Raw genomic sequence first — 24,999 nt, 5'->3', positions numbered from 1 at the left:
GCCGCGCGGAATTGCACTCATCTGACGAGCGACCCGAGCTTGCCGACGGCGCCACAGAATGGAGAGCGAGAATTGACCTCGTTGGGCAGGACACCGCGGTTCACCGCCTCGCTCAGCGTGTCCCAGTCATAGGGGATGATGTGCGCATGCGTATCCTTGAACACTTTGTCCACCTGCTCGCGACGCACCCCAAGGCTGAAGAGCTTGGTATGATACTTGTTGATGACCACCTGGATAGAGTCGGCACTGCCGCGCTGCCGCACCAAGTCGGCGAACAGATCCTTGGCCTGATGGAGCGCCGGGATGGTCATCTCGGTGACGATTGAGACGCTGTTGACCGACCTCAATACGTCGCTCTTCCAGGGCGTTTCGTAATAGGGAACGTCGATCACCATGTGGTCACTTTCAAAGGATGCGACATCAAGCATGCGCAGTACCAGCTCGGCCCCTTTTGCCTCGAGCAGCAGGGACGGCTGTTTGAACGACAGCAGCGTGAACCCGCCGGAATGACGCTTACGTACGAGATCGATGAACTCGAGATCGACACGCGCCGGATTGGCGATGACGGTCTTTAGATCGTAGTCGTTGAGAAGGTTGAGGTAGTAGCCGAGCGATCCGGACGAGAAATCCAGATCAAACAGACCAACACGCGGCGCGACGCCCTTCGTCGGCTGCGCCAATAGATGGGCAAGCGACGAGGAAATGACGCTCGCCCCGGCCCCGCCTACGGCAGCAACGATTGCATGAACCCGGCTCTCGTTACCGTCGACGCCTGGCGCATGGGTCGAGATCATCTCGATCAGTGCACGGCGCTCGAGCGGCTTTTTCAGCCAGTCGTCACCGTTGAGCCGAAAGAGTGGCCGCATCAGTTCATCGGACAGTACCTCGGAAACGATCACCATCGGAATATTGCGATGGCTGGCACGAAACGCGAAAATCTCCGGGCGGCAGAGCATGTCGCCGCAATCGACGTCGAGCACTATCAGGTTGAACTGTGTCGGATCGACCCGTCCCGCCTCGCCAAGCGCGCTCAGCGCCATATGGCGCGCTTCGTAACGCGACAGCGACCCGAACGTGTCGAGCATGAGGCTCGCCGCCGCCGCATCGTCGGAAAGAATGAGGATCTTGGTGGTCGTTGCAAAGTTCATGTGTGCGGTCATCTCGCTCCCCCACGCAATATTGAAGGGCTCAGCAACTGGAACATGTCCGGAGGTCTTCTGTCGTAATTGTCACCGGATGGGCGGGTACTTCGATCTGATCCAGTCCTAACAAAGAGCCGACGAACGGCAGGTCGAAGGTGACGCCGCGGACTTCCAGTCGGATCGTTGCGACCGCACCTCTAGGGCGGCCGTAATAACCGAGGCCGGAAAGCTCGTAGACGACGACCACTTTCTCGGGTGCGATGCGCCAATTCAGATCGCGCATCCCCGGACGACCGCCGGCGCCCTCCACAATACGGTTGAGGGCCGCCACATCGCAGCCGGCAAGCCCCGGACCGCAGGTGAAGCTCGCCCCCGCGGGGATCGCGGTCCCGCCGGGGCCGCTTTCCGCGATTGCTGTCGGATTGAAGCCGGTCGCCACCGGGTCGGAGACGGCCGCCAAGCGGGCTCCGTATTGCAACGCTTTCACCGTCTGGTTCCACTGAAACATGAGAAAGCCGAATTCCACGAAGACGGCGAAGATTAAGACGACGATCGGAAACGAAATTAGGGCTTCCGTCAGGCTGATCCCTACTTCATCGTCGAGGAACCGTCGAAGCGAGCGATCCCTTACCATCCGATATACCTCTGTTCGTGATAGGCCTGGATGGTCACGGCATCCAAGCCGAGCAAGCCGAACAGCGGCGAGCCGCTGTAGGTGTGGTTCGTCCGAGCCACCACGACCTTCTGGCCGTTACGCAACACATACTGGAAGTCGATCGGGCTACTCGCTGGTGTCCAACCAGGCACACGCGGGAACGTGGTTGCCACCGATGCCGAACCGTAATAGGCGATCAGCCGCGCAGTGGTCTCGCTGCATTGTGAAACAAAACCAGAGAGCGGGCTGCTCGGCGGGCAGCGCGAAAGATAGCGCGCGGCGTCGCGCAGGCCCGTCTCGATCTGCTCCTTCTCCCAGAACATGTTTCCGAACTCTAGGATGCCGGCGCTGAACAACGTGACGAACGGAACGACGACGATTGTTTCCGCAAGAACTGCGCCTCGCGTGTCGCGAAGCAGGGGTCCAACGATCGAGCGGATTCGGCGGATCATGGTCATCACCTCACCAGATAGGCCTCTTCGCGAATGAAATTGTCCAGCGTGCCGCGCCCCTTGTTGCCGGTGATGTCGATGATCTCTAGTGATAGCTGCGCACCACTGTCGACCGGCTTGGTGACGAACATGCTGGTAAAACCCTCAATGTCGCCGGCGGCGACGTCAGTGCGTCCTTTAATCTTGGCCGCATTGCAGTTGACGACCGCGGCAAAGATAATGCGCCGGTCAGCGGATCCCACAGGCGCAGCGGAACCCGTATAGCATTGCGGCAAACCGAGGTTGCCGTTGGGAGAGGTATGACCGGCACCGCTAAGGAGATTCTGGTTTATCTCATAGTTGTATATATCGTATCTTGACGCGATCGTTGGTGTGCCTTGGCCGGGGTAACTGGTCTTGGGAAAGTTGGGTAGTTGGACCACCCCATTGACCACGTTAGCCGGATGGTTAACTGTCCAATACCTTTGGAGATCACTCTGCCAATTCGGGGTATGCAGCGTACCGCCAGCCAGGATTTGATTTACGGCACCGGATGGCAGCTCGAGCGCCTTGGCCTGATCGTTTTCGAGCTTGTATTGACTGCACTGGTCCGGGTTCTGGGCGGCCTTGCGCACATTCCGCGCCGGTCGATAGGCCGGTTTATCACGGTATGAATTCATCGTGCCGGCATAGACATCAAAGCGGACATTAATACCCTGCTCGACCGGACCAGTCTGCTGTCCGGGCTCGGTCGTCAAATCGTGCCTAGAATAGCAGGCACCGGGACTGTTGGTGGCGAGCGCATCACGTAGCACATTGGCGCCCGAACCGCTTACGGCGAGGAAGCCGAAATTGCCCGGTCCGGCCGCCGTATTGCTCCCATTGAGCATGTTCATCGTGATGGCACGGGCATACAGGTCGCCGTTCGCGAAGTGCTGCTGGAAGGCGCCTTCTCCCTCAGCCTCGTACGGATTACAGATGAAGATCGGCGTCACATCACAGGCCGCCACATCATAGGTCGCCACCGCCGACGCCGAGAAATCGACCGTGTCCTTCGTCATCGTAAGCCCGACCGGCAGAGGAAAGAGCGTCGTCATCGGCCGCTTGTGCGAGACGACCATGACATAGACGGCCTCGGCGCCAACGTTCGTCTCATGGCTCTCGATCCAAGCCGCGTCGATGGCGGTGTCGTCGCTCGCAGGAATCTCGGTCAGAAAATACCAATCCACCCCGTCGGCTTGGATGATAACCGGCCCGCCGTTGGAGAACCGCGCTTGGTTCTTCACCAGATTGCTCATCGCGCCTTCGGCGCGGGTGATGCTATCGCTGCTCCCGTCCAGTTCCCTCGCACCTGCCAGGGCCAACGCATCGACGGCATTCTGCAGGTCGGTGTGCAGATTGTTGCCGCGGCCGACATCGATAATGAGCAGGGACAGGCCGAGCAGTAGCGGCATGGAGACCAGCGTCAAAGCGATGACGTAGCCACGTTTGTCATTCCAGAACCTTTTCAATGCTCTGTTCAACATTGGCATGCCTCTCCGATCGCGGCGGCTCACCGTCGTGACACGTTGCTTCTATCGCCTTCCCTTTCGGCGCCGCCGCCTCAAATCCCGCCTGGCCCGTCAGTTGCCGGAGGCAGCTCCGTTGCCGTTCTCCTGGGCGGGCGCCGGTATGATCAGTGCTGGCCCGCCGCCCCCGCTCTGATAGCTGCGGATTGCCCTATGGACCACCTTACCGTCAGTCGCGATGTGTGTGTTTTGCGCAACACGTGGGAATGGATCCTGGGTGTGGATCCCCTTGTTGGCCTCCGCCGCGTTTCCAAGCCCAAAGGTGATCGAGTCCCGGTGGTTTAAATAGTCGGCGCAGCCGGAGACCAGGCTCGTCATCGCCAGAACCAAGATTGCACGCTTACTTCTTCGCAACAGCAACGACGCCTCCCGTATCAAGATCAAGCCTGTGACCGTAAGGCCCGGTCACACCTTCGCCATTGCGGAAGCGGCGCAGCATATCCTTGTCCACCTCCAGAACCCCAAGCGCAAAAAGCTCAACGTCATTGGAAGAACGCGTCTGCTCAAGCGGACTATAGAGCGCCTCGCCCGGTGCCGCCGGCCGCACAATATGCGGGGTTACGACGATCACGAGGTCGGACTCCCGCTTCAGAAAGCTCGTTGAGCGGAATAGCGCGCCGATCACCGGCAGCTGACCCAAGCCCGGGAGCTGCTGAATATCTTTGGAGTTGATCGATTGCAGAAGGCCAGCCATGGCAAAACTCTGCCCGTCGCGCAACGCCACGGTGGTTTTCGCCGCGCGCGAAATAAAACCCGGATTACCATTAACGTTGATCGAGGTGTCGAGTTCGGAAACTTCCGGTTCAACCCTCAAGCTAATGAGTCCGCCATCGAGAACTACTGGTGTAAATGTCAATCTCACACCGAAAGGACGATAATCGGTCTGCGTCGCTACCGTTGCGCCGTTAGCGACAGTCGTTTGGATCGGCACTTCACCGCCAGCATGGAAGCTGGCGGTTTCGCCGCTCATGGCGATCAGGTTCGGTTGCGCGAGACGGCGCACGAGCCCCTTCTGCTCCAATGCATTGATGACGACATCGATGCGGCCGCCGGAGATTTCCAGCACCTTGGCAATCAATTGACCGAAGGGCTGCATGCCGGTTGCCGCACCCGCCGCATCTTCGAGGGTTCGAACCAGCGCGCCGTCCTTCACCCCGATGCCCTGGCTGGCCGTCGCCTTGCCGATACCGTTGTTGCCGTGCCCTGCCCAACCGATGCCGAGGTCGCGACCGGTTTGACGCGACGCCTCGATCACGCGAACTTCCAGCATAACCTGCTGGGAATCGTTGACGCGCAACTGGTTGAGAACCGGCTGGTCCGAATAGGACTGAGCGATTTCGAGCACCCGCTGCAACTCGGTGGCGTCGCGCACAATGCCCGTCAGGCGGATGCGGTCGTTCGAGTTGATCACCCGAACCCGGGCCCCAGGCGATGCTGCGCGTATGGCGGACGCCACTTCGCTGAAATCGCTGGCGACGCGAATGTCGATGACACCAAGAAGCTTCTTGTCGTCGCCATAAACCGAGATGTTCGTCGCCCCGTTCTTCTTGGCGCGGATGAAAAGTGACTTGTCGGAAAGCGGCACGACGTCGATCAACTCAGCGCTACCAATGACGAGATCTCCGAAAGGCTTGCCCGTCGCGATCGTCACCGTATCGTTTGGTGGCAGCACCACCTGCTGAACCGAGCCGCCGAGATTGACGAATTTTTCCTGCGCATCTGCCGGCCCAATGAGGCTGGGTCCCCAAAGACCATAGGCCGACACAATCGCGACAGCCGCCGCGAAGGACTTGCCTCTTGTTGAACGCCTTACGCTTCCCCTCAACATCCCTGCCTTAGCTCCCTCTCCTCGAAGCCGGGCCTGCCCCCTCAGGGCAGGTTACATCTCACATCACTGGATCAATCCCACTCTGTGTTCTTCCCGCTTCGTCGTATTCCAGACGCCGACCGTCGCCCACTTCGGCTCTGCCGGCAAGACCGGCTCAACATTTCGCTCGACGATTTGCACCTGTTTTTCACCCGCAGGCGTATTCATCTTGCTTTCGACCGAGTTCAGCCGGCCACCGAGATCCTCGCCGACCTTGCGAACCATGCGCTCGATTGACTCGAATCGCCCGTCGTCAGAACCTTGTAGGAGTTCGGCGGCAACGGGGCCACCCCCCAGATCTGCGACGGTCACCGGTCGCGTCTGCTCGACAGAGGCCGAAGCGATATTGCGAAGCGCGAGCGAGAGCGTGCCGATATTAGCGCCGAGCGTCAGACGCTGCGCCTCGTCGGTCGTCACCTCGAAGGTGACAGTTTTCACGACTGAGGGTTCGTCCTTGCGTTCGTCGGCCGTCTGGTCAACGGCGAGCACCTTAACACCCTGCAAGAGCACGTCCACTGACGTCTGCTCATTGCCGCTCTTGGTGTTACGGATCACACGTGTTAGAAGCACATCGACCCGGTCCGAGGGGCGCACAAAGCCCGCAACGCCAAGCACGTCGTTGACGCGAATGGAAACGGCCTTCATCCCTTGATCGAGGGCCGCCGACAGGGTGGCCCGTTCGCCGGCACCGGTAATCTTCGAGGACAGCACTGGCTCCCCGGGATCGATCGCTTCCATGGCATAGCGCGGCTCATCTTTGACCCCGACGACGGCCTCGACCGTCTCGAACGAACCTTCCGGCCGTTCCTCGGAAGGCCAAGGAATGGACTTTAGATTTTCTGGACGTATACGGTCGCCGAAGCGCATGGCCTTTGCGGCGACAACTAGCACCTTTTCCGATTGTTTAGGGCCGCTGTTTGCCGCGAGGCGCGCTCGCTGGTCGGCGAGATAGGTACGCGTGGCAAACACGGCAGCAATGGCAAGGACGAAGGCGACAGCAAGGCTAGTTACGGCTGAGAAACGCATTGCCGATCCTCACATTGATCGGAATAAAAATATCAGTATCACCTAAAGTAGAGGAGAGGGGTTAACAAACCCCTCTCCTACGCCATTTTACGGCGTGCCTGGTGCCGGGGCCACCACGGCCGCATCATCCAACCTCAGGAAAAATCCGCCCCAACCATTCCAGGCCGTAGCCAGGTTGCTGCCGGCAGTCGTTACTGCAGCGATCACCCCGCCCACCAGAAGTCCGAGAAGAACCAGGTATTCCGACAGCGCTACGCCGTCTTCTTCCCGCGAGAAAGCGCGGACTTTTGTCAAAAATGCTTTCATCGAGAATTACCTCCAACACAATATACTTTTCGCGTGACCGTTTACTTCCCCGGCCCTCGCATGTCATCGAGACCGCCTCTCCGACTGACATTATTAATAATCCCTTAATTATTATATCGTCAACTTCTAATACGAAGTGGTATGAGCCAACTTTGGGTTATGGTTAAAATCACAACCCCTACTTTTTAAGGGTTAATAGAGAAACCACCTGCGGAAACATGACATCCGGTAATATTTCTTGAGCTTTTCTGAACCGCGGTTTCTTGCGAAGCCTTTAGAAGAACGACACAATTGCATCTGAGATCACCTATCGCGCAGAACTGGTGAAACATGACCGAACTTATCAACATAATCCCTTTGGTAGCGGCTGCGCTCTTTCTCTACTCCGCCTGGAGCGACTTCCAGAGCTGGCGCATTCCGAATGGCGTCGTGCTCGCGCTCACCTCCATCTATGCGCTGGGCGCCATGATCCGACTCACGACAACACAGGACATCGGCGCCGCGCTCTTCTCACTCGACGGCGTCGGCGGCGATATCGGGGCTGGCTTACTGCTCTTCACGCTCGGGGTGGCGCTCTGGGCCTTTCGGCTGTTCGGCGCCGGTGACGCCAAGCTATTCCTGCCGATCGGCCTCTTCGTCGGCTGGCACGGCATGCTCCCCTTCGCCGTCTTCCTGCTGATCGGCGGAATCTTGACCATGCTGGCCTTGAGGTTGCCGATGCCCTTGGCGTTCGCCCACTACGCTGTGATCATGCGGATCGAAGAGATCCGCATCAGCCGCAAGATCCCCTACGGCGTCATCATGGTCTTCGCCACGCTTGTCACGATGGCCCTCGGTCACCACAAAGCTTAAACAAGCGTGCCAATCCGCGCGCCTTGAACAACGCCATGGACGTTTGCGGCGACGGCACCCGGCGAGGGACCCGCTCCGTCATCACCTTTCGAGATGATCCGATCCAGTATCGTCGCAACGCAAGCTCACGCCCGCGGCGGGAACTCGCGCAAGAACAGAAGGCACTGCACCAGTTGAGAGGCGGCCTCCTGAGCGAAGACAAGCACATCTTCGTTCTTCTCGCGCGCCATGAGATCGAGGTAACAGTCAAGGACGATGCCGCAAAGCACGGCCGGACGGTCGAACGCAGCCGGAGAAAACCCGTCGATATTGGGCTTGCAGGCCACGCGAAGGTCGCGGCATCTCGCGAGACGTTCCTTCGCTTCCCGCGCAAGGCGGGTTAGTTCCCGCAAATCTGCAAGATCTCCAAGGCCTAGTAACTGCTGGTGGAGCCGCCGCTCGAGACCTTCAAGCGTGGGGTCGGCGCCGGACGAGGCATCCTGGCGTGCGCGATGAAAGGCCAGCCGCCGCTCGCGACGCAACGTCGCGACGTGCCCCAATTCCTCGCCTGCCATCCTTTCGGCTGCCTGCCGGATCTCTTGCGAAGGAGCTCGCCCGGCAACGTAGCTCCAGAATTCGAAGGCTCGCTCTTCGTTTCTGACCGCGATGGAGAATGCCCGGTAGGCGCTTAGAGCTTCGGCGGGGATCAAATCGGCGCCTTCCGGGTCGAAGAGATCAGGCGGCGACGAAAGCCCGGCCGCGTTCCCTGTGACTTCAACGCCGCTTGCTTTCGACCAGCCCGTGACCTCAGACAAGTGCGATCGTTCCTCAGCGATCAGGCGCTCGAAGACTGCGACCAGCTCGGGTCGCCCCTCGGCGCACATCCTGTCCCTGAGCGTTTCATATCCTTCAATTGCCTCCTGCTCCATACGCGCGGCCCTTTGCATCAGGCCCTCCATGGTATCCAGCACGGGCGGTTCTTCGGTCAGTTTTGGCATGAAGTCCTCCGAAAGTGGTGGCCCATCCTACGGAAACAAAAAAACCGTTGGTTGATCTGGCGCAACGATTACGCCGTCTGTGCCGCTAACTTCCGCCCGAATTCCGGTGCCGAAGATCGCGGCGCGGCACAGGATCGATGTGAGAACAGCCGCTGCGCCAGATGGAATGCGAATGCCGAAGAACGTCCCCATCCGAAAACACGGTCTGGCCGTTTTTCTTGCGTTTTTCATCGCGGCCCTTACCGCTGCGAGCCAAGCGTTCGCCGCCGACGGCCTCTCCGCCTACCTCGCCAAGGTACAGCCGACGGAGCTTTTCGCCGGCGCCGATCGCTTCGGTGACCCCGTAGGCGAACCGGCAATCGTGCCCGTCTACAAGGGTGCCGACATCGCCGGCTACGCCTATCTCAACTCTGATTTCACCAACTCGACCGGCTATTCCGGCAAGCCGATCCATATCGTCGTCGGGATCGACAAGACCGGCGTTGTGCGTGGGCTGAAGCTTGTGGATCACAAGGAGCCGATCGTGCTGATCGGCATACCGGAAGCCCGCGTCGTCGAAGCGCTGAACTCGGTCATTGGCCGAGATCTATCTCGCGTTGCCTCGGGCGCCGAGCGCCCGCCTCAGGTCGACATCGTCAGCGGCGCGACCGTTACCGTCCTGGTAATGGGCGACAGCGTGGTGCGCTCGGCCGTCAAGCTGGTGCGGAGCGGCAGGCTCGGCGACAAGGCCGCAAGGGCGGTTGCCAGCACTGCACCGGTCCGAACGCTCGATGCTGCGCAGCAGGATATCCGCGACTGGCAAACTCTTCTCGGAGACGGTTCGATCCGCAGCCTTCGACTCGACGTTGGTAAGGTGTCGGAGGCTTTCCTTAGGGCCGGTCACAAGGACGCGGCCGACAAGCCCGAAACGACCGAACCCAAGGACCGCTTCATCGATCTCTATCTCGCACCCGTCAGCGTGCCTTCCATCGGCAAGAGCTTGCTTGGCGAAGAGGGCTATGCGCGCCTTGCCAAGCGGCTGAATCCGGGACAGTCGGCCATTCTGGTCGCGGGTGACGGTACCTATTCGTTCAAGGGGTCAGGCTATGTGCGCGGCGGCATCTTCGATCGCATCGAACTGCTGCAGGACGGGCAAGGCTTGCGCTTCCGCGACCGCGACCACACGCGGCTGACACAGATCGCCGCCGAAGGCGCCCCTCGCTTGCGCGAAATCGCCCTCTACATCATTCCCGACAGCTTCACCTTCGACGTCACCGAGCCATGGGAACTGCAGCTCCTGGTCCAGCGCAGCACCGGCGTGCGCGACAAGGCCACCCTGCCCTACGACCTCGGATACACGCTGCCCGAGCATTACATGATCGTCGAAGCAGCTCCTGCTTCGGCGGCAGCCCAGCCTGCCACAGCCCCCGCGCAAACCGCTGCGGAGCCAGGTCCGCTGGATGACGAACAGGCGCCGCTCTGGGTCGGCATCTGGGAAATGAGCCGCATCTCCATCGTCATCACCTTTGCCGGACTGCTGGTTCTGACCGCGATCTTCTTCTTTCAGAACTGGCTCGTCAGCAGGCCGAAACTGTTCGGCTGGGTACGGCGCGGCTACCTGCTTTTCGCCCTGGTCTGGCTTGGCTGGTTTGCCAATGCGCAGCTTTCCGTCGTCAATGTCCTCACGTTCGTGAATTCGCTGATCACCGGTTTTCACTGGGAGTTTTTCCTCTCGGCGCCGTTGACCTTCATTCTCTGGGCGGCAGTGGCGGCGGCTCTGCTGTTTTGGGGGCGCGGTCCGTTCTGCGGCTGGCTCTGCCCGTTTGGCGCATTGCAGGAACTTACGAACGGCATCGCCAGATGGCTGAAGGTGCCCCAGATCAAACTGCCCTGGGGTCTGCATGAGCGCCTCTGGCCGGTGAAATACATCATCTTCCTCGGACTGTTCGGCCTGTCGCTCTATTCGGTGGCACTGGCTGAGACATTTGCCGAGATCGAACCCTTCAAGACGGCGATCATTCTGAAGTTCGCGCGCGAGTGGCCCTTCGTCCTCTTCGCTTTGACGCTGCTGGCCGCGGGGCTCTTCATCGAGCGTTTCTACTGCCGCTATCTCTGCCCGCTCGGTGCAGCGCTCGCCATTCCCGGACGCATCCGCATGTTCGAATGGCTGAAACGCTGGCCCGAATGCGGCTCGCCATGCCAGCGCTGCGCCAAGGAATGTCCGGTGCAGTCGATCCACCCTGAAGGGCAGATCAACGTCAACGAGTGCATCTACTGCATGCACTGCCAGGAACTCTACCAGGACGACCAACGCTGCCCGCACATGATCCAGGTGCGGTTGAAGCGAGAGAAATTCATGGCGCTTTCCACCCCCGCATCGAGGGGACAGGCGCCGGCAAAAACCGTGGTTACCCACAAGGGCAAGCCGATCGGCGGCAAGGAAGAGGCCACAGGCGAGCCCGCCTGACGCCATCATAAAAGGAGCAAAGACATGTCAGATCCCAATATCCCAACTGCGCTGAGCAGGCGCCAGCTGCTCGGCTCGACCGCCGCGGCGGCTGTCGCGGGTGCTGCGGCCGTCGGCGGCGCGGTTACCATTTCCACCGTCACTGCGGCGCCGGCACTTGCTGCCGGTGGCCAGTCCATTGAAGTGAAGCCCGGCGAACTCGACGAATATTATGTCTTTTTCTCCGGCGGCCACAGCGGTGAAGTCCGCATCCTCGGCCTGCCGTCGATGCGCGAATTGATGCGAATTCCCGTCTTTAACCGCGACAGCGCAACCGGCTGGGGCCAGACGAACGAAAGCCGCAAGATCCTGACCGAAGGTCTGCTGCCGGAGACCAAGGAATATCTGAAGGACAAGGGCGGCATCTATCTCAACGGCGACCTGCACCACCCGCACCCGTCTTTCACGGAAGGCACCTATGACGGGCGCTACCTCTTCGCAAACGACAAGGCCAACACGCGTGTCTGCCGCATCCGCCTCGATGTGATGAAGTGCGACAAGATCATCCAGTTGCCGAACCAGCACACCGTTCACGGCCTACGCGTGCAGAAATATCCGCGCACCGGCTACGTCTTCGCCAATGGCGAAGATCGTGTGCCGATCCCGAACGACGGCTCGGTTCTCGACGACCACAAGCAGTATCACGCGATCTTCTCGGCGATCGACGGCGACACGATGAAGGTCGCTTGGCAGGTCATGATCGACGGCAATCTCGACAACGTCGACGCCGACTACCAGGGCAAATATGCCTTTGCCACCTGCTACAACTCCGAAGAGGGCGTGAACCTCGCCGAGATGATGGCAAAGGACCAGGACTGGATCGTCGTCTTCAACCTCAAGCGCATCGAGGAAGCTGTCGCGAAAGGCGACTTCAAGGAAATGGGAGGCGTTCCGGTGGTGGATGGCCGCAAGGGCTCGCCCTACACCCGCTACATTCCGGTTTCCAACGGCCCGCACGGCATGAACACGGCACCGGACGGCATTCATATCGTCGCCAACGGCAAGCTGTCGCCAACGGTCACCGTCATGGACGTGCGCCTGTTCGACGACCTGTTCGACGACGAGATCAAGCCGCGCGACACGGTCGTTGCCGAACCGGAGCTCGGGCTTGGACCGCTCCACACTGCCTATGACGGCCGGGGCAACTGCTACACGACGCTCTTCATCGACAGCCAGATCTGCAAATGGAACCTTGAGGATGCAAGGCGCGCCTACAAGGGCGAAAAGGTCAATCCGATCCGCCAGAAGCTCGATGTGCAGTATCAGCCCGGCCACAACCACACATCGATGGGGCAGACGAAGGATGCCGACGGCAAGTGGCTGATTTCTCTGAACAAGTTCTCGAAGGATCGCTACCTGAATGTCGGCCCGCTGAAGCCGGAAAACGATCAGCTCATCGATATCTCGGGCGACGAGATGGTGCTGGTTCACGACAACCCGACCTTCGCCGAGCCGCATGATGCGACGATCGTTCACAACTCCAAGATCAACCCGGTCAACGTCTGGAGCCGCGACGACAGCTTCTTTGCCGACGCGGTCGCCCAGGCAAAGGCCGACAACATCGACCTGCTGATCGATTCCGAAGTGATCCGCGACGGCAACAAGGTCCGCGTCTACATGACGTCGGCCGCACCTGCCTTCGGGCTCGAGAGCTTCACGGTGAAGCAGGGCGATGAGGTGACCGTCTACGTCACCAATATCGACGAGGTGGAAGACCTCACGCACGGCTTCTCGATCATCAACTACGGCATCAACATGGAGGTCGCGCCGCAAGCGACGGCCTCGGTGACCTTCACTGCCGATAAGCCGGGTGTGTGGTGGTACTATTGCTCCTGGTTCTGCCATGCCATGCACATGGAGATGAAGGGCCGGATGTTCGTGGAGCCGAAGAAGGCATGATGCGTCTTCACGAGGCAGCAATGCTCGGGATGGTGGCGGTAGTCGCCGCCATTCCGGCGACGGCCGGGGCGGAAACGATCCGTCTCTCGCCTGCTGCCGTACCGTCCCTGCAGCAAGCTGTCGATGCTGCCAAACCGGGCGATGAGCTGGTGCTGGAGAACGCAGAGTTCTCCGGCCCCATCACGATTGGCAAGGCGGTGACGTTGCGCGGTGAACCCGGCGCTTCGATCAAGGGCAACGGCAACGGCAGCGTCGTCACCATCAGCGCTGAAGACGTGGTCTTCAGCGGCATTGCCGTCTCGGGCTCGGGCAGTTCTCTCGAAGAGATGAATTCGGGCGTCTTCGTTGCGCAAACCGCGAAACGGGCCGTCGTCGAGAAGAGCCGGATCGAGGGCAATCTCTACGGCATCTATCTGCACGGTGCAGAAGGCTCTATTGCCCGAGACAACGTCATCATCGGTACGGGGGAAGGCCGGTTGAGCGAAACCGGCAATGGCGTGACGCTGTGGAATGCGCCGGGTGCAAGAGTGACCGGAAACGATATCAGCTTCGGGCGCGACGGCATCGCCACCAACGCCAGCAAGCGCAACGTCTTTAGTGGAAACCGCTTCAGCAACCTGCGCTTCGCCATCCATTACATGTATACCAATGACAGTGAGATCAGCGACAACATCTCCACCGGCAACTCGGTCGGTTATGCCATCATGTTCTCCAGCCGACTGAAAATTACCGGCAACGTCTCCGATGGCGACCGCGACCACGGCCTGCTTCTGAACTACGCCAACGGTTCGACCATTACGGGCAACATCGTCAAAGGACGCCTGCAGCCCATCTCGCGCTGGGACGAGCGCGGCGTCCGCTCACAGGAGCACGGGATCCCGGCGGGAGACGGCGGAGCCGTCGAAGACAAGACGGGGATGCGCCCCGGTCCGGACAAGTGTGTCTTCATCTACAACGCCAACAAGAACCGCTTGCGTGACAACTTGTTCGAGGGTTGCGCGATCGGCATCCATTTCACCGCCGGTTCTGAGAGCAACAAACTGAGCGGTAACGCCTTCGTCGGCAACCGCAACCAGGTGAAATATGTCGGCGCCCGCTATCTCGACTGGTCCGAGGATGGACGTGGCAACTATTGGAGCGACAACCCGGCCTTCGATCTCGATGGCGACGGCATCTCTGACAATGCCTACCGGCCCAATGACCTGATCGATCGGGTGCTCTGGACGGCGCCGCAGGCACGCGTGCTGACGAGCAGCCCTGCCGTTCAGGTGGTGCGCTGGGCCCAGGCGCGGTTTCCAGCACTTCTGCCCGGCGGTGTTACCGACAGCCATCCGCTGATGGCGATGCCGGTACGAAAGGAACAATGACCATGACCTCGACCGTTAGCGTCAAAGGGGTTTCGAAAAGATATGGCGGCAAGGTTGATGCGCTGCGGGAATTCTCTTTCACCCTCGACGAAGGCGAGACCGTCGCGCTCGTCGGCCACAATGGCGCCGGCAAGACGACGCTGATCAAGCTGCTGCTCGGGCTTATCCGCCCAACCTCCGGTGAGGTACGCGTCCTCGGCGAAGATCCGGCAAAGGGCGATTTCGGCGTTCGCCGGGCGCTTGGCTATCTGCCCGAGAGCGTATCGTTTCACATGGCGCTAACGGGACGCGAAACCCTGTCCTTCTACGCGCGTCTGAAGCGGGTGGATGTCAAATGTGCCGACGAGCTCTTCGAGCGTGTCGGGCTCGCTATCAGCGCTGCCGATCGCCCCATCCGCACCTATTCCAAAGGCATGCGGCAAAGACTTGGTCTGGCGCAGGCGCTGTTGGGCGCACCAAGGGTGCTGTTTCTGGATGAGCCGACGAGTGGTCTCGATCCGGCGCTGCGGCGCAATTTCTACACCCTCATCGATGAACTGCGTGCCGGCGGAACAACGATCCTCCTGTCCTCACATGCGCTTGGGGAACTCGAGGATCGGGCCGGACGCGTGATCATCGTCAACCGCGGTTCGCAGATCGCAGACGGAACCATCGACGACCTCAGGCGGATCGCCAGCCTGCCGTCCCGCATCCGGGTGCGACCGGTCTCCGGCGGAAGGCCCGGTCCGCTCAAAGATACCGGCGTCCGGTGGACGGAAGCTGGCGACGGCAGCCTGGAGACCGAAGTGGCACACGCCGAGAGACTTCCATTGATACACCGCCTCAGCGATGCCGCCTCCGGGATCGATACCCTGACGATGATAGAGCCGACACTCGACGACCTCTACGCTCATTTCCTGAACAGCCAGGAGGCGGCGTAATGCGCAACATTCTGATTATAGCGGCCAAGGAAGTTCGCGAGGGCATGCGCAACCGCTGGGTCCTTGCGACGACATTGGTCCTCGCCGCACTCGCGCTGACGTTGACCTTTCTTGGAAGCGCACCCACCGGCAATGTCGGGGCGAACCGCCTCGACGTGGTGATCGTCAGCCTGTCGAGCCTGACGATCTTTCTGGTGCCGCTGATTGCGCTTCTGATCTCTCACGATGCCATCGTTGGCGAGGTCGAACGCGGCACCATGCTGCTGCTGCTTGGCTATCCCATCGGGCGCGGCCAGATCGTACTCGGCAAGTTCCTCGGCCATATCGCCATACTGTGCTTCGCAACCATTTGCGGCTATGGCGCAGCCGCCATCGCGCTCGCGTTGATGGGAGGCGCAACCGACGCGCAAAGCTGGCTGGCTTTCGTTTCCATGACGGGATCCTCCGTCTTGCTCGGCGCGGTCTTCGTCGCGATCGGATACTTCGTCAGTGCCAGTGCGGGCGAGCGCAGCACCGCGGGCGGCATTGCTATCGGGCTCTGGCTGTTCTTCGTGCTGATCTACGACATGGCCCTGCTCGGCGGGCTTGTGGCAGCGCAGGGGCGTTCGCTGCCGGACGGTCTGCTCGATCTCTTGCTGCTCGCCAATCCCACGGATGCCTATCGACTTCTCAATCTCGGTAGCGGCGGCGCGGCCGCGCTCTCCGGCATGGGCGGTGTCGCCAAGAACTCAATCCTCACAGGCGAGGTCCTGCTCGCCGCACTTTGCGTCTGGACAGCCGCACCGCTCGCTCTGGCCACGCTGCTTTTCTCCAGGAGGGATATTTGAAACCCGTCCGCTTTGCCCTCATCGTCGCAGCATCGCTGGCGCTTGCTGGTTGCGAAAACAAAGAGCCGGCCGAGATGCCAGCGCCCTATGTCCTTAACCAGGACGCCATGGGCCGCTATTGCGGCATGAACGTCTTGGAACACGCCGGCCCCAAGGGCCAGATCATCCTTGAGAAGATACCGGAGGCCATTTGGTTTTCGTCGGCCCGCGACACCGTTGCCTTCACGATGCTGCCGGACGAACCGAAAGAAATCGCCGCGATCTACGTATCCGACATGGGCAAGGCGCCGAGCTGGGAAAAGCCTGGCGCCGATAACTGGATCGACGCACGCAAGGCCGTTTTCGTCATCGACAGCCGGGTTAGAGGCGGCATGGGCGCGGAAGAAGCGGTTCCCTTCTCTTCGGAGGAAGCCGCTCAGGCCTTCATTGCCAAGAATGGCGGCCGCATCGTGAGTTTCGCCGCTCTTCCCGAGAGCTACATCCTGGGCGCAGGTGACGAGAGCGATGACGGCGCGGAAGCACCTGGAGGACACGACCATGGATAAGCCCGTCGGCCGCCGGCGTTTCATCACGATCATGGCTGCTTTCGGCGGCTTGCCGCTTTCGCGCGGAATAGGCTGGGCGGCGCTGCCGGCGGGGCCTGTCGTATGGCACGGGCAGGCTCTGGGCGCACCGGCCACGCTGGTCCTCAACCATGAAGACCCAGCACAGGCGCAGGCGCTGATTGCCCGAGTGGTGGCAGAGGTTCGACGCCTGGAGGATATCTTCAGCCTCTACCGCGAGGACTCGGCCCTTCGCCAACTAAATCGCCTTGGTGCCCTTGCAGCCCCGCCGACGGAGCTTGTGGAGCTCCTTGAGATCTCCCGGCGTTTTCACGCTCTCACCGACGGGCGGTTCGAGCCCGCGATACAGCCCCTCTGGGCGCTTTACGCCCGGCACTTCGCCAGGCCGGATGCCGACCCTGCCGGGCCATCGCATGGCGAGGTGCGCGAGGCGCTGGCGTTGACCGATTTCGCGCAGGTACACATCGACCGCAATCGCATCGCTTTCTCCCGCCGAGGCATGGCGCTGACACTCAATGGTATCGCCCAAGGCTACGTCACCGATCGCGTCGTCCAGCTCTTGCGTGAGGCCGGTGTTACCAGCAGCCTCGTCGACATGGGTGAAAACCGCGCGATCGGTGCAAGGGCGGACGGGCAACCTTGGCGCATCGGCCTGGCCGACTTCGAGGATGCGAATGACGTCGACGAAACCCTGAATATCATCGATCGCGCGGTCGCGACGTCCTCTGCAAAAGGGTTCCAATTCGACGCTAAAGGCCGCTTCAGCCACATCCTGGACCCACGGAGCGGCGCAACGGCACAGCAATATGTCCGGGTTTCGGTCGTTGCGCCGGAGGCTTCGACGGCTGATGCCCTTTCGACAGCGTTTTCGCTGATGGCGCCTGATGAGATCGATGCACTGGTAAAGCGACAGACCTTGGTTGATGTACATCTCAAAAGCCGATGATGCGGTTTGTTGGCTGACGGGAACCGACTGAGCAAACGTCTGGCACAAGAGCCTGCCTGATACAGCGCGTGTCTGGCGTTCAACTGAAACGACCGCCCCTCGTCACTCGCCTCCGTTCCTTGCCATTGATCGCTCAGACATGCCATTTAGGCTTGATGCAAATCTGCCGGGAACGACCGATCTGCAGCACAAGCAGCACTGAGGGCCCCACCGCCAGGCAGGGCTCGCGCACGTCAGGAGAACTCATGTTTGACCACGTCAAATTCGGCGTCAGGGACTTTGCTGCGAGCAAAGCCTTCTACCTTAGGGCACTCGAACCGCTCGGTGTAGCTATCATAGCCGAGGGCGAACCTTCCTACGGTGTCGAACTTAGTTCGAAGGGCAAGGCTTCGTTGTGCCTGCACCAGACCGACGAGAAGCCGGCGCATCTTCATCTGGCCTTCGCGGCCGAAAGCCGCGAGCAAGTCGATGCTTTCTACCGCGCGGCTCTGGAAGCGGGTGGTAAAGACAATGGTGCGCCGGGTCTGCGCCCACGCTACCACGCGAACTACTATGCAGCGTTCGTGCTTTGCCCGGATGGACACAACATCGAAGCGGTTTGCCACGAAGCTGAGGCCTGACCGAGCGGGTAGAACGTCTCTGCAGGCGCCAGGCCCTCCGCCAAAGCGGAGGGCCGTCTCATTGCGCTATTGAACTGCGGCGGTTCCATAGACGAGGTTGGGAAGCCACAGCGAGAGCTGCGGAAACATGCTGAGCATCACCAGAAGGACCATCATCATCGCGAGATAGGGCAGCACCTCGCGCGCATAGGCCATCATCGGTACCTTCAGCACCATGGACGAGATGTACATCAGGCCACCGACCGGGGGCGTGATGCCGGCGATCGTCAGGTTGGTAATGAAGACGACGCCGAAATGCACGCGGTCGATGCCGACGCCGTCGATGATCGGGATCAGCATCGGGGTCAGGATGATGAGCGCCGCCGACCCCTCGATCGCCGTGCCGATGACGATGAGGAGAACGTTGATGAGGAGCAGCATGAGCAGCGGATTGTCGGTTGCACCGCCCAACCAGCCGGACATCGCTTGCGGCACCTGTTCCCAGGCGAGATAGAAGCCGAAGGCGGCCGCCGCGCAGATCATGATCATCACGACCGCAGAATCGCGCACCGACTCCGCAAGCACTTCCGGGATCTGGCGGAGCGTGAATTCGCGGTAGCCGAAGACGGCGACGAACAGCACATAGACGACGACAACCGCGCCGGCCTCGGTGGTGGTGAATATGCCGTAGCGCGTGCCAGCGAAAATCACGACCGGGATCGACAGCGCCCAAAGCCCGTCGATCAGTGCCCGGCTTGCCTCTGCGCGGCTGGCGCGCTCCTTGCGCAGCGGCTTGTAGCCGCGCTTGCGCGCGATGAAGTAGGTGGTGACCATAAGCCCGGCCGCAAGCACGAGACCGGGAACGACGCCGGCGGCAAACAGCCGGCCGATCGAGGTCTCCGCCAGGAAGCCGTAGACGATAAGACCGATCGAGGGTGGGATGAGGCTGGTGATGATGGAGGCCGACGAGGTGATGACTGCTGCAAAGGCGCGGCTGTAGCCTCTCTCGGCCATTTCGACGCCAAGGGTCTTGGCGAGCATCGCGGCATCGGCATTGGCCGATGCGGTAAGGCCGCCGAGCAAGGTGCCGAGCACGGTGCACATCTGCGCCAGCGCGCCGGTCATATGGCCGACCATCACGTCGGCGAGTGCCAACAGGCGCCGGGTGATGCCCGACGCATTCATGATGCAGCCGGCTAGCACGAAGAGCGGCAACGCCAGCAAAGACACGGACTGGCTGCCCTCCGCCATTTCCTGGGCGAAATTGGCAAGCGGGATCATGTCCATGTTGATGACGAAGAAGGCGAGTGCGCCGATCGCCATCGCCCAGGTGATGGGCGTCGACAACAGGAAGAGGATGACGACCAGCAGCGAAGGGCCAGCCAGATGGAAGAAGGTCATATCAGCGATTCCACATTGCGATGCAGACGGACAGTCCACGGCCTTTCGACGATGAGGTGCTGGAACAACATGCCGGCCGAAGCGAGCGCGAGCGGTCCGTACGAAAGACCCCGCGACAGATCGAGAGCGATCGTGTGCACATGCCGCGACGTCCAGGCCTGCCAGCCGAAGAGAACCGTCATGGCGATGAAGAACAGGGCCAGCAGAACGTAATTGAACCAGGCGACCGCCTTCTGCCAACCCTCTGGGAACGCTGCAACGAGAACGTCGATCGCCGCATGGGTGCCGAGACGGACACCGGCAACTGCGCCGAAGAAGACGAGATAGGCAAAGGCCATGATCGCCAGTTCGTAGGTCCAGGCCGCCGGTTGCGGGAAGACGTAGCGGCTGATCACTCCCCAAAGGATCGAAATGACGATGACGAGCAACGCCGCAACACCAATCGCCTCATCGGCGCGGCGCAGGCTGAGCAGAGGAATTGCTTCCTCGGGTGGTCGTGAGGTTTCCATGGTTGTCTCGATATCCTAAAGGGCGGAATGGGGACGGCGGAATGGCCACGCGGCCCCAGGTCATCGCACCGATGCGCGACAGCATGAATGGGCGCGGCCGCGCGAGCCACGCCCATTCGAGCGCTTACTCGGCCATTGCCTTCTGCACCTGATCGTACATCCCGGGCGTGATGTTCGGCACCTTCTCGTAGGCCGCGCGTGACGCGTCGATGAAGGCGGGGATATCGATGTCGGCGACGATCTCGACACCGGAGGCGGCGAGCTGCTTGGCATAGGCGTCGTCCGTTTCGAGCGTCATCTCCGTCAGTTCCTTGGCGATCGTCTGGCCTTCGTCGAGAAGGATCTTCTGCAGGTCTTCCGGCAGGCCGTTAAAGAACTGGCTCGATGCCACCCAAGCGGTGAACATGATCTGGTGGCCGGTCTTCGAAATTACCTTGCGGGTCTCGTTCAGCTTCGCGCCGGCGATCGAGCCGAATGGGCCTTCGGCGGCATCGACGACGCCGGTCTGAAGTGCGTTATAGACATCGCCCCAGGGCAGTTCCGTCGGCCGTGCGCCGTAATTGCCGAAGGTCGCCATCATGATCGGTGACGAGGGGACGCGAATGGTGACGCCGGCGAGATCGGCCGGCGAACGGACCGGCTTGTTGGCGATGATGTGGCGGTAGCCGAAAAGGCCGTTGGGCATGATGATCCTAATGCCCTGCGCCTCGAGCTTGCCGGACAACTCCTTGTAGAGATCCGATGCGAACAGACGGTCGGTCGCTGCCAGATCCGGATAGACATAGGGACCTGCAAGAATGGACAGATCCGGCACGAACTGGCCGAGCTGGCCATAGTCCGTTGCGCTAAGCAGGCTTGCGCCGCTCATGACCATCTCGTTGACCTTCTTCTGCGCGCCGAGCTGGTCACCGGTCATGACGGTGATCGCGATGCGGCCGCCCGAACGTTCGCCGACACGCTCGGCATAGGTCTTCATGGCTTTGACGATCGGCTCGTTGGGATTCACCTGGGAGGTCGAGAACCGCAAGCTGTATTCCTGCGCATGAGCGACGCCGCAAAAGGACAGGGCAGCCATGGCTGCGGCCAGAACAAAGGTCTTCATCAGTTCCTCCTCTTTCCGGACTCCCCTCCGGAATTCACAATGAATGAATAGATCATTCATAAATGAACGCGTGCCGTCAAGTGGCAGGATGCCCTTTGACGCCAGTGAACAGCGGAAAACAACGAAGCCGGAGCGATTTATCGCCGCTCCGGCTTCAATTCTTGAAGAACATATTCTTATATGAAAATTTCTTGCGCTATACGCCGAACGTGTAATCGGCGATCGACTGCGGCTTCATCTCGATCGAGAATCCGGGTCGCTGCGGCGGCATGTAAGCCGCGTTCTCAATCACGCAAGGGTCGAGGAAGTGCTCATGCAGATGGTCGACATATTCGATCACGCGCCCATCCTTGGTACCGGAAACGGCGACATAGTCGATCATCGACAGGTGCTGCACATATTCGCAAAGGCCGACACCACCGGCATGCGGCCAGACCGGCAGCCCGTATTTGGCTGCGACCAGTAGCACCGCCAGCACCTCGTTCAGCCCGCCCATGCGGCAGGAATCGATCTGGACGATGTCGATCGCGCCCTCGGCAATGAATTGCTTGAACATGATGCGGTTCTGGCACATCTCGCCGGTCGCGACCTTCACCGGCCCGATCGCCTCGCGGATCTTGCGGTGACCGGCGACGTCGTCGGGGCTCGTCGGCTCCTCGATGAAGAAGGGCTTGGCGAAGGCAAGCTGCTTCACCCAATCGATCGCCTCGCCGACCTCCCAGACCTGGTTGGCGTCAATCATCAGATAGCGGTCCGGCCCGATTACCTCGCGTGCGATCGTCAGCCGCCGGATGTCGTCGGCAAGATCACGGCCGACCTTCATCTTGATGTGATTGAAGCCTTCGCCGATCGCCTCCTGGGCGAGCCGCCTGAGCTTGTCATCGTCATAGCCGAGCCAGCCGGCCGACGTCGTGTAGCAAGCGTAGCCTTCCCTCTCGAGCGTCGCGATGCGCTCGGCCTTTCCGGGCTCGGCCTTGCGGAGAATTCCGATCGCTTCTTCGCGGGTGAGCACATCCGTCATGTAGCGATAGTCGACGATGTCGGCGATCTCTTCCGGCGACATGTCGGAAACGAGGCGCCAGACGGGTTTGCCCGCTTCCTTGGCAAGCAGGTCCCAGACGGCGTTGACCACGGCGCCGGTGGCGAGATGGATCGCCCCCTTTTCGGGGCCGATCCAGCGCAATTGGCTGTCGCTCGTCAGGTGCCGCCAGAAGCGGCCGGGATTGGCGAGGATGTCCGCCGTATCCTGACCGACGATCAGGTGCTGCATAGCCTTGATCGCCATGCAGCAGATATCGTTTCCCCGGCCGATGGTGAAGGTGAGACCATGGCCCGCAACACCCTCCTTGTCCGTGTCGAGGATGACATAGGCCGCGGAATAATCCGGGTCCGGATTCATCGCATCGGAGCCGTCAAGGCTCTGTGAGGTCGGAAAGCGCAAATCGAAGACGCGCAGATTGGTGATGCGGGTCATGGTCACTCCAGTCGATAGAACTTAATCGTCCGCGCGTACGGACTGCTTCTGGCTGCCGAGGCCCTCGATGCCGAGTTCGACGACATCGCCCGCCTTGAGATAGCGCGGCGGCTTCATGCCCATGCCGACGCCGGGCGGCGTGCCGGTCGAGATGATGTCGCCCGGTTGCAGCGACATGAACTGCGAGAGGTAGGAGACGAGATGGGCGACGCCATAGACCATGGTCTTCGAGGAGCCGTTCTGCATGATCTCGCCATTGACCTTCAGCCACATCGGCAGGTTCTGCGGATCCGGCACTTCGTCCTTGGTTACGAGCCAGGGGCCCGTCGGACCAAAGGTGTCGCAGGACTTGCCCTTGGTCCACTGGCCCTGCCGCTCGATCTGGAAAGCGCGCTCGGAGACATCGTGCACGACGCAGTAGCCGGCGACATAGTCGAGGGCTTCCGCTTCGGTCACGTATTTCGCCTTGCGGCCGATGACGACGCCGAGTTCCACTTCCCAGTCGGTCTTTTCCGAGCCGCGCGGAATGATCAGGTCGTCGTTCGGGCCGACGATCGCCGACGTCGCCTTCATGAAGATGATCGGTTCGGAGGGAACCTTGGCGCCGGTCTCGGCGGCATGGTCGGAATAGTTGAGGCCGATGCAGATGAACTTGCCGGTACCGGCGATACAGGGACCGAGCCGCTGGTTGCCGGCAACAGCAGGCAGACCGGCAAGATCGAGCGACTCCAGTTCCGCCAGCTTGTCGGGATCGAGAGCCGCACCAGAGAGGTCGGCCACATGACCGGAAAGGTCGCGCAGCGTGCCGTTGGCATCGAGAATACCCGGTTTTTCGTGACCCGGAACGCCGTAACGCAGAAGCTTCATATCTTAAATCCTTGAACTCGGTGGTCAGATGGTCCAGCCGCCATCGATGGCATAGGCTTGGCCGGTCGTATAGGTAGCGCTCGCGAGATGAACGGCGAGCGCGGCGATCTCCTCCGGCGTGCCGAGGCGGCCCATCGGCTGGCGGGCGATAAAGGCGGCTCGTGCCGTCTCATAATCGCCCTGCGCCCGCATGCGGTCCTGCAGCGACGGGCTCTCAACGGTACCGGGGCAAATGGCGTTGCAGCGAATTCCCTGGGAGACGTAGTCGGCGGCAACGGCCTTGGTGAGACCAATGACGGCCGCCTTGGTAACGCCGTAGGCGAAGCGGTTGGGCACGCCCTTGATGCTGGAGGCGACCGAGGCCATGTTGATGATCGCGCCATCCTTGCGCGCAAGCATGCCCGGAAGGACCGCACGGATGGTGCGGATCATCGCCTTGACGTTGAGGTCGAGGGCGAATTCGAGATCGGAATCCTTCATCTCCAGGATCGACCCGGCATGGACGAAGCCGGCGCAATTGAAGAGGACGTCGACGGGCCCGATCTTCGAGACGAGCGCTTCGACGGCTTGCGTATCAAGGACGTCCAGCCCGTGTGTCTCGACATCCGCCTCCTTGGCAAGCGCCGCAAGCGCATCCGTATTGATGTCCGTCGCATGCACTTTCGCGCCGGCCTTTGCGAAGGCCAAAGCCGAAGCGCGGCCGATTCCTTGAGCGGCGGCCGTAATCAGGACGACCTTGCCTTTAAGATCCGCTGTCATTCTCGATCCCTCATGCTTTGCGTTCGACGACCAGGATATGGTCGGCAGCGAGAACGACCTCGCCACGCTGGTTGATGACTTCTAACCGCTCCACGACGCGCCCCGCCTTCGGCCGCTTCGGATCATCCTCTTTGGCCGAGATGATCACGCGGGTGCGGATCGTATCGCCGATATGGACCGGGCGCACGAAGCGCAGACGATCATAACCGTAGGAAAAGGCAACCGGGTTGATCAGCCAGGCTGTCAGACCCACGCCGATCGAAAAGATCATGGTGCCATGGGCGATACGCTGACCACCCGGCAAGGTCTTGGCGAATTCCGCATCCATGTGGTGCGGAAAGAAATCGCCGGTGTGGCCGGCATGAACGACGAAGTCGGTCTCGGTGATCGTTCGGCCCGTCGTCAGGCGTTCGTGTCCGAGCTCGTAGTCTTCAAAATGGATGATTTGTTCAGACAT

General features: G+C 60.9%; 25 protein-coding genes. 9 read left to right on the top strand and 16 right to left on the bottom strand.

Features of this window, described 5'->3' with window-relative positions; genetic code table 11:
• Window positions 1–17 precede the first annotated feature (17 nt).
• The 8 genes from ACTJKE_RS22525 to ACTJKE_RS22490 form a co-directional block, all read right to left on the bottom strand.
• Window positions 18–1,160, bottom strand: a complete 1,143-nt coding sequence (locus ACTJKE_RS22525; protein ID WP_440692487.1) for a pilus assembly protein — start codon at window positions 1,158–1,160, stop codon at window positions 18–20.
• A 28-nt stretch (window positions 1,161–1,188) separates the two neighbouring features.
• Window positions 1,189–1,776, bottom strand: a complete 588-nt coding sequence (locus tag ACTJKE_RS22520; protein WP_440692485.1) for a TadE/TadG family type IV pilus assembly protein — start codon at window positions 1,774–1,776, stop codon at window positions 1,189–1,191.
• Complete coding sequence (locus ACTJKE_RS22515) at window positions 1,770–2,255, bottom strand: TadE/TadG family type IV pilus assembly protein (protein WP_440692483.1); 486 nt, start codon at window positions 2,253–2,255, stop codon at window positions 1,770–1,772. The genes ACTJKE_RS22520 and ACTJKE_RS22515 overlap by 7 nt, the downstream gene beginning before the upstream one ends.
• Window positions 2,255–3,754: a TadE/TadG family type IV pilus assembly protein gene (locus tag ACTJKE_RS22510; RefSeq protein ID WP_440692481.1), complete on the bottom strand. Its 1,500-nt coding sequence runs from the start codon at window positions 3,752–3,754 to the stop codon at window positions 2,255–2,257. The genes ACTJKE_RS22515 and ACTJKE_RS22510 overlap by 1 nt, the downstream gene beginning before the upstream one ends.
• Before the next feature lie 96 nt (window positions 3,755–3,850).
• The gene (locus ACTJKE_RS22505) at window positions 3,851–4,153 is read right to left on the bottom strand and encodes a hypothetical protein (protein ID WP_440692541.1); all 303 of its coding nucleotides are present in this window, start codon (window positions 4,151–4,153) and stop codon (window positions 3,851–3,853) included.
• Window positions 4,137–5,624: a type II and III secretion system protein family protein gene (locus tag ACTJKE_RS22500; RefSeq protein ID WP_440692479.1), complete on the bottom strand. Its 1,488-nt coding sequence runs from the start codon at window positions 5,622–5,624 to the stop codon at window positions 4,137–4,139. The genes ACTJKE_RS22505 and ACTJKE_RS22500 overlap by 17 nt, the downstream gene beginning before the upstream one ends.
• 63 nt (window positions 5,625–5,687) lie before the next feature.
• Window positions 5,688–6,689, bottom strand: a complete 1,002-nt coding sequence (cpaB, locus tag ACTJKE_RS22495; protein ID WP_440692477.1) for a Flp pilus assembly protein CpaB — start codon at window positions 6,687–6,689, stop codon at window positions 5,688–5,690.
• Between the two features lie 87 nt (window positions 6,690–6,776).
• A complete protein-coding gene (locus ACTJKE_RS22490; protein WP_440692475.1) occupies window positions 6,777–6,995 on the bottom strand; it encodes a hypothetical protein in 219 nt (72 codons plus the stop codon).
• Between the two features lie 330 nt (window positions 6,996–7,325).
• Here ACTJKE_RS22490 and ACTJKE_RS22485 point away from each other — a divergent pair, with 330 nt between their 5' ends.
• Window positions 7,326–7,847, top strand: coding sequence for an A24 family peptidase (locus ACTJKE_RS22485; RefSeq protein WP_440692473.1), 522 nt, complete (start codon window positions 7,326–7,328; stop codon window positions 7,845–7,847).
• Between the two features lie 125 nt (window positions 7,848–7,972).
• On the opposite strand, the gene ACTJKE_RS22480 is transcribed toward ACTJKE_RS22485, so the two are convergent.
• Window positions 7,973–8,824, bottom strand: a complete 852-nt coding sequence (locus tag ACTJKE_RS22480; protein WP_440692471.1) for a ferritin-like domain-containing protein — start codon at window positions 8,822–8,824, stop codon at window positions 7,973–7,975.
• Window positions 8,825–8,996: 172 nt separating this feature from the next.
• On the opposite strand from ACTJKE_RS22480, the gene ACTJKE_RS22475 reads away from it, so the two are divergent.
• From ACTJKE_RS22475 to ACTJKE_RS22440, 8 genes are all read left to right on the top strand, one after another.
• On the top strand, window positions 8,997–11,270 hold the full coding sequence (locus ACTJKE_RS22475; RefSeq protein ID WP_440692469.1) for a 4Fe-4S binding protein: 2,274 nt from the start codon (window positions 8,997–8,999) through the stop codon (window positions 11,268–11,270).
• Between the two features lie 24 nt (window positions 11,271–11,294).
• The gene (nosZ, locus tag ACTJKE_RS22470; RefSeq protein WP_440692467.1) at window positions 11,295–13,208 is read left to right on the top strand and encodes a TAT-dependent nitrous-oxide reductase; all 1,914 of its coding nucleotides are present in this window, start codon (window positions 11,295–11,297) and stop codon (window positions 13,206–13,208) included.
• Window positions 13,205–14,575, top strand: a complete 1,371-nt coding sequence (locus ACTJKE_RS22465; RefSeq protein ID WP_113513959.1) for a right-handed parallel beta-helix repeat-containing protein — start codon at window positions 13,205–13,207, stop codon at window positions 14,573–14,575. Before nosZ ends, ACTJKE_RS22465 begins: the two co-directional genes overlap by 4 nt.
• A gap of 2 nt (window positions 14,576–14,577) precedes the next feature.
• Window positions 14,578–15,495 carry an ABC transporter ATP-binding protein gene (locus tag ACTJKE_RS22460; protein WP_440692465.1) on the top strand — a complete coding sequence of 306 codons (918 nt, stop codon included), beginning with the start codon at window positions 14,578–14,580 and terminating at the stop codon, window positions 15,493–15,495.
• On the top strand, window positions 15,495–16,322 hold the full coding sequence (locus ACTJKE_RS22455) for an ABC transporter permease (protein WP_440692463.1): 828 nt from the start codon (window positions 15,495–15,497) through the stop codon (window positions 16,320–16,322). The genes ACTJKE_RS22460 and ACTJKE_RS22455 overlap by 1 nt, the downstream gene beginning before the upstream one ends.
• Window positions 16,319–16,867, top strand: a complete 549-nt coding sequence (locus tag ACTJKE_RS22450; RefSeq protein WP_113513963.1) for a nitrous oxide reductase accessory protein NosL — start codon at window positions 16,319–16,321, stop codon at window positions 16,865–16,867. The genes ACTJKE_RS22455 and ACTJKE_RS22450 overlap by 4 nt, the downstream gene beginning before the upstream one ends.
• Window positions 16,827–17,831: an FAD:protein FMN transferase gene (locus ACTJKE_RS22445; protein ID WP_440692461.1), complete on the top strand. Its 1,005-nt coding sequence runs from the start codon at window positions 16,827–16,829 to the stop codon at window positions 17,829–17,831. Before ACTJKE_RS22450 ends, ACTJKE_RS22445 begins: the two co-directional genes overlap by 41 nt.
• 245 nt (window positions 17,832–18,076) lie before the next feature.
• Window positions 18,077–18,451, top strand: coding sequence for a VOC family protein (locus tag ACTJKE_RS22440; RefSeq protein WP_058327568.1), 375 nt, complete (start codon window positions 18,077–18,079; stop codon window positions 18,449–18,451).
• 66 nt (window positions 18,452–18,517) lie between these two features.
• Here ACTJKE_RS22440 and ACTJKE_RS22435 read toward each other — a convergent pair whose 3' ends face one another.
• The 7 genes from ACTJKE_RS22435 to ACTJKE_RS22405 all read right to left on the bottom strand — a co-directional run bounded on the left by ACTJKE_RS22435 (window position 18,518) and on the right by ACTJKE_RS22405 (window position 24,999).
• On the bottom strand, window positions 18,518–19,831 hold the full coding sequence (locus ACTJKE_RS22435; RefSeq protein ID WP_440692459.1) for a TRAP transporter large permease: 1,314 nt from the start codon (window positions 19,829–19,831) through the stop codon (window positions 18,518–18,520).
• Window positions 19,828–20,340, bottom strand: a complete 513-nt coding sequence (locus ACTJKE_RS22430) for a TRAP transporter small permease (RefSeq protein WP_058327570.1) — start codon at window positions 20,338–20,340, stop codon at window positions 19,828–19,830. Before ACTJKE_RS22430 ends, ACTJKE_RS22435 begins: the two co-directional genes overlap by 4 nt.
• Window positions 20,341–20,464: 124 nt before the next feature.
• On the bottom strand, window positions 20,465–21,442 hold the full coding sequence (locus ACTJKE_RS22425; RefSeq protein ID WP_440692457.1) for a C4-dicarboxylate TRAP transporter substrate-binding protein: 978 nt from the start codon (window positions 21,440–21,442) through the stop codon (window positions 20,465–20,467).
• Window positions 21,443–21,638: 196 nt separating this feature from the next.
• The gene (locus tag ACTJKE_RS22420; RefSeq protein WP_440692455.1) at window positions 21,639–22,916 is read right to left on the bottom strand and encodes an L-fuconate dehydratase; all 1,278 of its coding nucleotides are present in this window, start codon (window positions 22,914–22,916) and stop codon (window positions 21,639–21,641) included.
• 21 nt (window positions 22,917–22,937) lie between these two features.
• Entirely contained in the window at window positions 22,938–23,783 is an 846-nt protein-coding gene (locus tag ACTJKE_RS22415; RefSeq protein WP_440692453.1) for a fumarylacetoacetate hydrolase family protein, read from the bottom strand.
• A gap of 24 nt (window positions 23,784–23,807) precedes the next feature.
• Window positions 23,808–24,542, bottom strand: coding sequence for an SDR family oxidoreductase (locus ACTJKE_RS22410; RefSeq protein ID WP_440692451.1), 735 nt, complete (start codon window positions 24,540–24,542; stop codon window positions 23,808–23,810).
• A 10-nt stretch (window positions 24,543–24,552) separates the two neighbouring features.
• Entirely contained in the window at window positions 24,553–24,999 is a 447-nt protein-coding gene (locus tag ACTJKE_RS22405; RefSeq protein ID WP_440692449.1) for a MaoC/PaaZ C-terminal domain-containing protein, read from the bottom strand.

It is taken from the genome of Ensifer sp. 22521, from assembly GCF_052044795.1.
In the GTDB taxonomy this organism is placed as follows: Bacteria; Pseudomonadota; Alphaproteobacteria; order Rhizobiales; family Rhizobiaceae; genus Ensifer.
This window is presented reverse-complemented; position numbering and strand designations above follow the sequence as displayed.

Excerpts from the sequence above, each read along its gene's own strand:
- ACTJKE_RS22410 (WP_440692451.1), bottom strand. The coding sequence starts at position 24,542 with ATGACAGCGGATCTTAAAGGCAAGGTCGTCCTGATTACGGCCGCCGCT.
- ACTJKE_RS22415 (WP_440692453.1), bottom strand. The coding sequence starts at position 23,783 with ATGAAGCTTCTGCGTTACGGCGTTCCGGGTCACGAAAAACCGGGTATT.
- ACTJKE_RS22515 (WP_440692483.1), bottom strand. The coding sequence starts at position 2,255 with ATGACCATGATCCGCCGAATCCGCTCGATCGTTGGACCCCTGCTTCGC.
- nosZ (WP_440692467.1), top strand. The coding sequence starts at position 11,295 with ATGTCAGATCCCAATATCCCAACTGCGCTGAGCAGGCGCCAGCTGCTC.
- ACTJKE_RS22510 (WP_440692481.1), bottom strand. The coding sequence starts at position 3,754 with ATGTTGAACAGAGCATTGAAAAGGTTCTGGAATGACAAACGTGGCTAC.
- ACTJKE_RS22480 (WP_440692471.1), bottom strand. The coding sequence starts at position 8,824 with ATGCCAAAACTGACCGAAGAACCGCCCGTGCTGGATACCATGGAGGGC.
- ACTJKE_RS22490 (WP_440692475.1), bottom strand. The coding sequence starts at position 6,995 with ATGAAAGCATTTTTGACAAAAGTCCGCGCTTTCTCGCGGGAAGAAGAC.
- ACTJKE_RS22430 (WP_058327570.1), bottom strand. The coding sequence starts at position 20,340 with ATGGAAACCTCACGACCACCCGAGGAAGCAATTCCTCTGCTCAGCCTG.
- ACTJKE_RS22500 (WP_440692479.1), bottom strand. The coding sequence starts at position 5,624 with ATGTTGAGGGGAAGCGTAAGGCGTTCAACAAGAGGCAAGTCCTTCGCG.
- ACTJKE_RS22445 (WP_440692461.1), top strand. The coding sequence starts at position 16,827 with ATGACGGCGCGGAAGCACCTGGAGGACACGACCATGGATAAGCCCGTC.
- cpaB (WP_440692477.1), bottom strand. The coding sequence starts at position 6,689 with ATGCGTTTCTCAGCCGTAACTAGCCTTGCTGTCGCCTTCGTCCTTGCC.
- ACTJKE_RS22525 (WP_440692487.1), bottom strand. The coding sequence starts at position 1,160 with ATGACCGCACACATGAACTTTGCAACGACCACCAAGATCCTCATTCTT.
- ACTJKE_RS22475 (WP_440692469.1), top strand. The coding sequence starts at position 8,997 with ATGCCGAAGAACGTCCCCATCCGAAAACACGGTCTGGCCGTTTTTCTT.
- ACTJKE_RS22405 (WP_440692449.1), bottom strand. The coding sequence starts at position 24,999 with ATGTCTGAACAAATCATCCATTTTGAAGACTACGAGCTCGGACACGAA.
- ACTJKE_RS22460 (WP_440692465.1), top strand. The coding sequence starts at position 14,578 with ATGACCTCGACCGTTAGCGTCAAAGGGGTTTCGAAAAGATATGGCGGC.
- ACTJKE_RS22440 (WP_058327568.1), top strand. The coding sequence starts at position 18,077 with ATGTTTGACCACGTCAAATTCGGCGTCAGGGACTTTGCTGCGAGCAAA.
- ACTJKE_RS22485 (WP_440692473.1), top strand. The coding sequence starts at position 7,326 with ATGACCGAACTTATCAACATAATCCCTTTGGTAGCGGCTGCGCTCTTT.
- ACTJKE_RS22420 (WP_440692455.1), bottom strand. The coding sequence starts at position 22,916 with ATGACCCGCATCACCAATCTGCGCGTCTTCGATTTGCGCTTTCCGACC.
- ACTJKE_RS22435 (WP_440692459.1), bottom strand. The coding sequence starts at position 19,831 with ATGACCTTCTTCCATCTGGCTGGCCCTTCGCTGCTGGTCGTCATCCTC.
- ACTJKE_RS22465 (WP_113513959.1), top strand. The coding sequence starts at position 13,205 with ATGATGCGTCTTCACGAGGCAGCAATGCTCGGGATGGTGGCGGTAGTC.
- ACTJKE_RS22455 (WP_440692463.1), top strand. The coding sequence starts at position 15,495 with ATGCGCAACATTCTGATTATAGCGGCCAAGGAAGTTCGCGAGGGCATG.
- ACTJKE_RS22520 (WP_440692485.1), bottom strand. The coding sequence starts at position 1,776 with ATGGTAAGGGATCGCTCGCTTCGACGGTTCCTCGACGATGAAGTAGGG.
- ACTJKE_RS22425 (WP_440692457.1), bottom strand. The coding sequence starts at position 21,442 with ATGAAGACCTTTGTTCTGGCCGCAGCCATGGCTGCCCTGTCCTTTTGC.